Here is a 7,020-nt window from a genome sequence, read left to right on the forward strand (position 1 = left end):
TTTTCATCCTATTTTTATTATGATTCTGATTCACTTAACGATAAGATTCCTCTAATTTCCTTATAGCGGAAAACAAAGTCTCGCGCTTCAATCCGATTATTAAACCGAAGAGTTAGAAAAAACATGACATACCCTTCATCTGAATGGAGCGTTTCTTCTTGAATGGTCAACACTCGCCAATTACGTGCTAGACAAACAGACAAAAATTCGTTGAAGGCATTTAATGATTCGAAGATGATGTAGCAATCAATCATGTCCCTTTGATTGACAATTCTTTTCTTGATACGCTGAAAAGAAGTCATAATAATTAAAAGAGAAATGGTTCCCGCTAATGCACCTTCGTAGAAACCGATACCAATTGCAAGTCCAATACATGCGGCAGACCACAAACCAGCAGCTGTCGTCAATCCTTTAACATGGTTGTTTTTCGTAATTAAAATCGTACCCGCACCAAGAAACCCGATGCCACTAATTACTTGTGCACCCATTCGAGAAGGATCACCTGTTTGATAGGTTTCTGAGATGAACTGATTTGTCATCATGACCATGGTCGATCCTAAACATACTAAAATATACGTCCGAAACCCGGCAGGATGGTTTTTGATATCTCGCTCTAATCCAATGATTCCACCTACCAATACGGCAAGCAGCACTCGAATGGAAATGGTTACAACATTTAGTTCAGCGAGGTCGATATGACTGATAAATTCTATACACCCTGCCCCCTTTGACATTTCAAACTCTCTAATGAAAAGGAGAGTAAATGTTTTTAATAAATGTAAAGCAAAAAGCCACCATTGTGGGACCGTTTCCACCTTCATTATAAATTTATTATAGAGCGCTGTCAATACTCATCAAATTAATTTCCCAAACAGAAAAGGAAGCACCCTTTTGAGTGCTTCCTTTGTAGGAACTTTACTGAATAGCTCCATTGAAATAAGTAGCGATCACTTTGGTATTTGGTACTTTTTCTGTAGGTGCGAGCAATATATTTTGATCAAGAACACAAATATCCGCTAGCATTCCTGGTTCCAACCCTCCAATATCTACGCGACTTAGGGCTAACGCTGCACCCTTTGTATGGGCGTAAAGAGCTTCCGCTACGGAGATACGCTGCTCCAGCATGAGTCCTTCTGACGGGTTGCCGGACAAGTCTTTACGAGCAACTGCATAGTAGATGGACTCTAAGGGTGAGACATCTACTACAACAGGTGTATCCGTTCCAAACCCAAGAACCGCACCAGCTTCTAAGAAGTTACGGAAAGGAAACATTTGCTTCGCACGCACAGGGCCTACCTCTGCATCCAGCGCTTCCCAGCCTACTAACAGATGACTTGGCTGGACAGAAATGACAAGTTGCTCTTGATTAGTTAACGGAATATCATTTGCATCCATTACTTCCAAATGTTCCAACGTGTTGTATTTTCCTTCTGGTAAAGGGAAACGTCGCAAGCTTTCTTGATAATATTCCAAAGCCAAACGAATGGCTCGGTCGCCGATGGTATGAATCCGAATGGGCCACCCATTCTCGTTAGCTTTGAGAATAAGCTTCTGCATTTTCTCAACCGCAATAAGAGGCGCGCCAATATCCCCCTCAAAGTACGGATAGGTGTATTCTTCTTTCATAAAGGCTGTATGGGTACTCGTAACTCCATCAAAGAACTGTTTCACTCCACCGAATCTTAGGGTCTCTGATTGATAATTCTGTGCAACTTTCTTAATAGTTTCTATCTCTTCACGCATGGCAGGATAGAAATTGATTCGCACACTCGACTCACCTTGAACCGTTTCATACAATTCAGGATAAACCAAATCATCTTCGGCTTCTCCCGTTAATGCGACATCTCCAACTGTTGTGATTCCCATTTTATTTAAGTGATGCATATATCGTTGGCACTCGGTTGCGAAGTCAGCTTTTAATGGGTCAAGGATTTTGGCAAGATAATGAATGGCGACAGCTTCCAAAAATACACCGGTTAACCCTTCTCTATCGATTAAAGCTTCGCCACTCATCCCAGTAGGTACATTCGACTCTGAGATGGACATCATCTCCAAAGCTTTGGTATTGAGCCAAATTGTATGCGCATCTCCAGAAATAAGAGCAACCGGTGTATCCATACAAATCGCATCGATGGATCTTCGAGTTGGATAGACATTTTGACCAAACTCACTGCTGTACCAGCCAATGCCGATTTTCCAACCATTTACGGTCGGCAGGTCGGCAACTTGAGCAGCAACTTCCTTTTCTGTAAGTCCATGAATATACGTTAATTTTTTATTGTATAGTAATACCGAGAGGAAAAAATGAACATGCGCATCAATAAATCCTGGTACAATCATTTGATCACCGTACTGGAGGACCTACTTTGATAATCCGATTTCCTTCGATTTGAATAAAACCTTTGAATGTGGTTTTCGTTTTTACGTCAAAAATATAGTTTGAAGTCAGTATCATGTTATAACCCCATTTTCACATCTAAGAATAGTTCGTTAAAATAATTCATCACTTCTTGCCCTAAATATTCATAATGTTCCAGAACATTGATTGTTTCCCTATCTGGATACAGTAATTTATTATCCGTTACTTCTTTGGGCAATAATTCTTTCGCAGCTTCGTTTGGAGAAGCATACTGCACATAATCAATGTTTTGCTTGGCGTTTTCTGGACGGAGCATGAAGTTCATAAACGCATAAGCCCCTTCTATATTCCCTACCGTTTTAGGAATGGCAAAATTGTCGGTCCAGACAACACCAGCATCTTCAGGCAGAATATATTCAACATTTGGATTTTGGTAAGAAACCCACGCTGCATCTCCAGAGTAGCCAATCCCAATTAAGGCTTCCTCATTGATTAACAAAGAACGGATTTCATTATTCAAAATTGCATGGATATTAGGCGTTAATTCGGTTAAATGGTCAGCTGCCGCTTGCAGTTTTTCTGGGTCTGTTTCATTTAATGACATTCCCATTGATTGGAGAGCCATCCCCATCGTTTCTCTTGCGCCATCGATTAATAATAGTTCATTCTCAAAACGAGGATCCCATAAATCAGACCAATTTTTAATATTGTGGTCAGGTAATTTGGCTGTGTTGACCATGATTCCTACCGTTCCCCAGAAATAAGGAACCGTGTACTTATTGCCGGGATCATATGGCTGGTCCATTAAGTATTCTGACTGATTCTCCAAACCAATAATTTTTTCATGGTCGAGTGGCACGAGTAAATCTTTTTCAAGCATTTTTGGAATAATCGAGCCGCTCGGGAATACAAGGTCATACCGAGTGCCGCCTTGAGAAATTTTTGTTTCCATTGCTTCATTGGAATCAAAGGTATCATAAACGACATGATATCCAGTCTCTTCTTCAAACTTTGTGATCAGATCCCAGTCAATATAGTCGCCCCAATTATAAATAATAACTGTGTTATCATCACTTGCTTCATTGGATTGCGTTGCATTAATGGAACGCAGCCCCATCACTAATAAAATTGCTACTACCACACTACCAAAAAATACATGTAATTTTTTCAATCTCATCCCCCACCCAACTATTTTGTTTTCTCCATAAAAGGATCGAGGCATATTATAAAACGAAGTTTAATTTTTGTAAACTAAAAGTTTAGCAGTTTTCTATAAACGTGCAAGTGAGGCTCAAAAAAAGGTCCACTTCTACCAAAATCGTTAAAAGCGTGCAAGTGGCCTCTAAAAAATACTCTCACTTCTACCAAAAACGTTAAATGCGTGCAAGTGAGCTCTCAAAAGCACTCTCACTTGCACGCATTCTTATTTTTTAGCTTGCTCCATAAATTTTTCTGCATCCACTACTACTCGAGTATGGGTCGCTTCTCCAATTGGTTTTCCGTCTACTTTTGCATATATATGAAACGTATATCTTCGCTTATCCTGTTCTTTCAGTTCAATGGTCACAATCACTTCTTTACCAACAAAAGTTGGGGCAAAATGCGACACAATCAACTTTGTCCCAACACTTGTTTCATTTTCACCAATCTGTTCTTCTAGCCATGTCCATGCTGCATTTTCCATATAGGCGATCATCATAGGCGTGGATAAGACGGCTAAGCCACCTGACCCGACTGATTGAGCGGTATCACTCTCTTTGACTTCAAATCTTTTTTCAAATTGTTCATTCATAAAATGGTCTCCTTTCTATTAGAGAAAAAACCGCTCTATTCTACTGTGAGAAAGGAGCGGTTTCTTTGGTTTCTATCAGTTGTTGATACTCTTTCTCTAAAGGAGCAAGGCACCGCTGTTTGATTAAATCTGCCAAACTGATTCCATAATACTCGGATAGGTAAGAAAGCCATATGTACTCTTGGTCGGTAACAGGAAGTGTAATTTCATCCATATTATTTGCTCCTTTTCCTTTTATTGCCTATAGCATATCGAAATCCACTTTCATGAACAATACAGATCGTGATAATCTCATATGAATTTTAACGAACACTCATTTTTTTTACTAGTTTGCTTTACAAACTAGTCAGGAGAATGTATACTCTTTTTAACTAGTTGGCAATACATAATAGATAAGGGGTGATTTGCATGAAACAAACACAACTTTTAAAAGGCGTCTTAGAAGGATGTGTACTCCTCATTATTTCAGAAGAAGAAATTTATGGATATGATATGGTTCAAAAATTGAGGAACTTTGGCTTCACTGAAATGACGGGTGGGACAATCTATCCTCTGCTTCAAAAGTTAGAAAAAAACAAGTTGATTTCTAGCATAACGCGACCTTCCCCGGATGGACCAGACCGGAAATATTTTCAACTCACTAAAGATGGTCAATCTTATACGCAAGAATTTATCAAGCAATGGCGCAATTTATCAAGCAATGTTGAAGAGATTATTCACTCAAAGGAGCGATTTTTACATGACAAATGAACACAAACTAATTGAAACCAATAACCGTCTGCGTGAACAACTAAGTATCGAAAATCAAGAGTATTACGAAAATCTGCTTCTGTACATGCGAACCAACAGTCTTTTTCATAATGATCAAGAAGTCGAAGAATCCTTGCTTCAAATTCTTCAAGATATTTTAGAGGCACAAGCAAACGGAGAGTCAGCTCAAAGTTATTTTGGACAAAATCCTGATGCAGTCGCAGATGATTTACTGGCGAATATAAGCAAGACCAGTCGCAAAGAAGTGCTTCAATTAGTTGGCATAATTTTTGGAATCAGTACGCTGTTCTCCCTATTCAACCAACTATCAGAAAACCGAATTGATTTCTTATTCCTTTTACTAAATGGATTGCTTTCTTTCTTGGCTGTTTTTCTTTTATTCAAAGTGATGAATCGACAAGTTTATAAAAAGAAGTTCTATTCAGTCGTTTTTTTATGGGTGATTTTTTCAGCTGTTCTCGGAATTTACTTTTTTATCTCTGCCTATACTCCACCTCTTCTTACGGTTCATTTGTCTAGCCAGACAGCTATTATTTTACTGGCACTATTAATTATCGTAATGACTGGAGCCATTTTTTATGAATCTCGAAAGGAAAATAAAATGTGGTGGTCCTTTACACCAATGATTTGGATTATGGGTGCCTTTGGGATTGGTACGCAGCTGGACGGATTTAAAACCTTTTTGAATACACAAACAGGAGTTTTAACCGTCATCACTTTCCTCATCGTCGGACTTTTGTTAAACTTTCTTGTATCTTATTATTTATTGAAAAAAGAAAGGAACCATTAAATGGCGGACATAAAAAAAACAAATGTGATGCGAATTCTCGAACAACATGACATTCCTTATCAAGAGCATCATTATTCGAAAGATGACGTAAAAAAGGGAATCGATGTAGCTCAAAAAACAGAAATAGACCCTAATCAACCTTTTAAAACTTTAGTTACGGTTGGAAAATCAAAAGAACATTATGTCTTTGTTATTCCAGTAAATAAAGAACTGGACTTGAAAAAAGCAGCCAAAGCAGTAGATGAAAAGAGTATTCAGATGATTAAAGAAAAAGAATTGCTGCCTCTCACTGGATACCGTCACGGTGGTTGCTCCCCCATTGGAATGAAGAAGTCCTTTCGCACGACCTTCCATTCATCGGCGCAAGAGTACCCTACCATACTCTTTAGTGCTGGCAAGGTCGGAGTAAGCGTAGAAGTGTCGCCAACTGATGTAATGAAAGTACTGGAAATTCAATTTATGGATGTAACAAAGTAAAAACCATGAGAGTGGGACAAAAGGCGTTTAGTTCCGAATCTTCTAACGCATACCATATCCGTAAGCAGCTAAAGCTGCAACGGCTATGGCAACTGGAACGAATAAGCGCAGGATGGTCATAGACCATCAGAGCATGATTCCGGAAGCACTGTGGGCTAACGCCCAAGTGTATCATGCTTGTAAGCTGCTGAAGCAGCAACAATCATGACAAAGTGACGTCGGAGCTGTCTTTTGGAGCACGTTTACGGAGCAAATATTCGTATGTAGAAGAGAGGCTGGGACTTTTGTCCCAGCCTCTACTTACTAATCTTAGTATGTTTTAGTTATTGTAAGAAGTCTACCAAATCGGCAGGCGCTTCATCTAATGGTATTTCTTTTACAAATTCAGCTACTGTTCGGACGCGTTTTGTGAGGGTATCATCACAAGTTATCAGAGTCAGCCATGTTTCACCTGGCTGGTCTTCAATCACATGTACGTCTGTTGGCTCAACCTCATCATGCACAATGACTTGATATTCATAGATTTTGGTTAAATCAGTCAGATAGATGGTATCCCCAATTTCAACTTCCATCACAGGGCTGAAGAGTAGATCAGGGTCTACCATATTATGTCCTGCTAGGGCATAGTTGCCTTCTCCCATTACTTGTTCTTCTTTCATGGTTCCTGCAGTCAGTGCCAAAGTATAGGGATCCGTTCCTTTTCCAATTGGTAAGTTCAATCCGATAATCGAAGCTACGTTTCGACATGTATAAACCTGAATAATTCATAGTTTTTCTAATATGCTCTCTAAACCTTGTCCCGTCCTTGTTTTTCATATTGTTATCCGACAC

The 7,020-nt window shown here is 39.3% G+C and carries 8 protein-coding genes and 1 pseudogene; 3 read left to right on the forward strand and 6 right to left on the reverse strand.

Annotated elements, in window-relative coordinates; all coding sequences use genetic code 11:
* Positions 1 to 17: 17 nt before the first annotated feature.
* The 5 genes and pseudogenes from PVE40_RS08215 to PVE40_RS08235 all read right to left on the reverse strand — a co-directional run bounded on the left by PVE40_RS08215 (position 18) and on the right by PVE40_RS08235 (position 4,365).
* The gene (locus PVE40_RS08215; protein ID WP_274731418.1) at positions 18 to 734 is read right to left on the reverse strand and encodes an MgtC/SapB family protein; all 717 of its coding nucleotides are present in this window, start codon (positions 732 to 734) and stop codon (positions 18 to 20) included.
* A gap of 181 nt (positions 735 to 915) precedes the next feature.
* Positions 916 to 2,455: pseudogene (locus PVE40_RS08220) on the reverse strand (amidohydrolase).
* 1 nt (position 2,456) lies between these two features.
* Positions 2,457 to 3,530: an ABC transporter substrate-binding protein gene (locus PVE40_RS08225; RefSeq protein ID WP_274731419.1), complete on the reverse strand. Its 1,074-nt coding sequence runs from the start codon at positions 3,528 to 3,530 to the stop codon at positions 2,457 to 2,459.
* 252 nt (positions 3,531 to 3,782) lie between these two features.
* Positions 3,783 to 4,151 carry a thioesterase family protein gene (locus PVE40_RS08230; RefSeq protein ID WP_274731420.1) on the reverse strand — a complete coding sequence of 123 codons (369 nt, stop codon included), beginning with the start codon at positions 4,149 to 4,151 and terminating at the stop codon, positions 3,783 to 3,785.
* Positions 4,152 to 4,191: 40 nt separating this feature from the next.
* Positions 4,192 to 4,365, reverse strand: coding sequence for a hypothetical protein (locus PVE40_RS08235; RefSeq protein WP_274731421.1), 174 nt, complete (start codon positions 4,363 to 4,365; stop codon positions 4,192 to 4,194).
* Between the two features lie 194 nt (positions 4,366 to 4,559).
* On the opposite strand from PVE40_RS08235, the gene PVE40_RS08240 reads away from it, so the two are divergent.
* The 3 genes from PVE40_RS08240 to ybaK are packed head-to-tail and all read left to right on the forward strand — an operon-like array spanning position 4,560 to position 6,189.
* Positions 4,560 to 4,901, forward strand: a complete 342-nt coding sequence (locus PVE40_RS08240; protein WP_274731422.1) for a PadR family transcriptional regulator — start codon at positions 4,560 to 4,562, stop codon at positions 4,899 to 4,901.
* Positions 4,891 to 5,712, forward strand: a complete 822-nt coding sequence (locus tag PVE40_RS08245; RefSeq protein WP_274731423.1) for a DUF1129 family protein — start codon at positions 4,891 to 4,893, stop codon at positions 5,710 to 5,712. The genes PVE40_RS08240 and PVE40_RS08245 overlap by 11 nt, the downstream gene beginning before the upstream one ends.
* Positions 5,713 to 6,189 (forward strand): Cys-tRNA(Pro) deacylase, encoded by a 477-nt coding sequence (ybaK, locus tag PVE40_RS08250; RefSeq protein WP_274731424.1) that lies wholly within the window; start codon positions 5,713 to 5,715, stop codon positions 6,187 to 6,189.
* A 323-nt stretch (positions 6,190 to 6,512) separates the two neighbouring features.
* Here the strand turns inward: ybaK and PVE40_RS08255 are convergent, their stop codons facing one another.
* Positions 6,513 to 6,908 (reverse strand): class A sortase, encoded by a 396-nt coding sequence (locus tag PVE40_RS08255; protein WP_274731425.1) that lies wholly within the window; start codon positions 6,906 to 6,908, stop codon positions 6,513 to 6,515.
* Positions 6,909 to 7,020 lie beyond the last annotated feature (112 nt).

Source organism: Jeotgalibaca caeni (assembly GCF_028863945.1).
GTDB classification, from domain to species: domain Bacteria; phylum Bacillota; class Bacilli; order Lactobacillales; family Aerococcaceae; genus Jeotgalibaca; species Jeotgalibaca caeni.

Coding starts and splice junctions, on each gene's coding strand:
- PVE40_RS08245 (WP_274731423.1), top strand. CDS start 4,891: ATGACAAATGAACACAAACTAATTGAAACCAATAACCGTCTGCGTGAA.
- PVE40_RS08215 (WP_274731418.1), bottom strand. CDS start 734: ATGTCAAAGGGGGCAGGGTGTATAGAATTTATCAGTCATATCGACCTC.
- ybaK (WP_274731424.1), top strand. CDS start 5,713: ATGGCGGACATAAAAAAAACAAATGTGATGCGAATTCTCGAACAACAT.
- PVE40_RS08240 (WP_274731422.1), top strand. CDS start 4,560: ATGAAACAAACACAACTTTTAAAAGGCGTCTTAGAAGGATGTGTACTC.
- PVE40_RS08230 (WP_274731420.1), bottom strand. CDS start 4,151: ATGAATGAACAATTTGAAAAAAGATTTGAAGTCAAAGAGAGTGATACC.
- PVE40_RS08235 (WP_274731421.1), bottom strand. CDS start 4,365: ATGGATGAAATTACACTTCCTGTTACCGACCAAGAGTACATATGGCTT.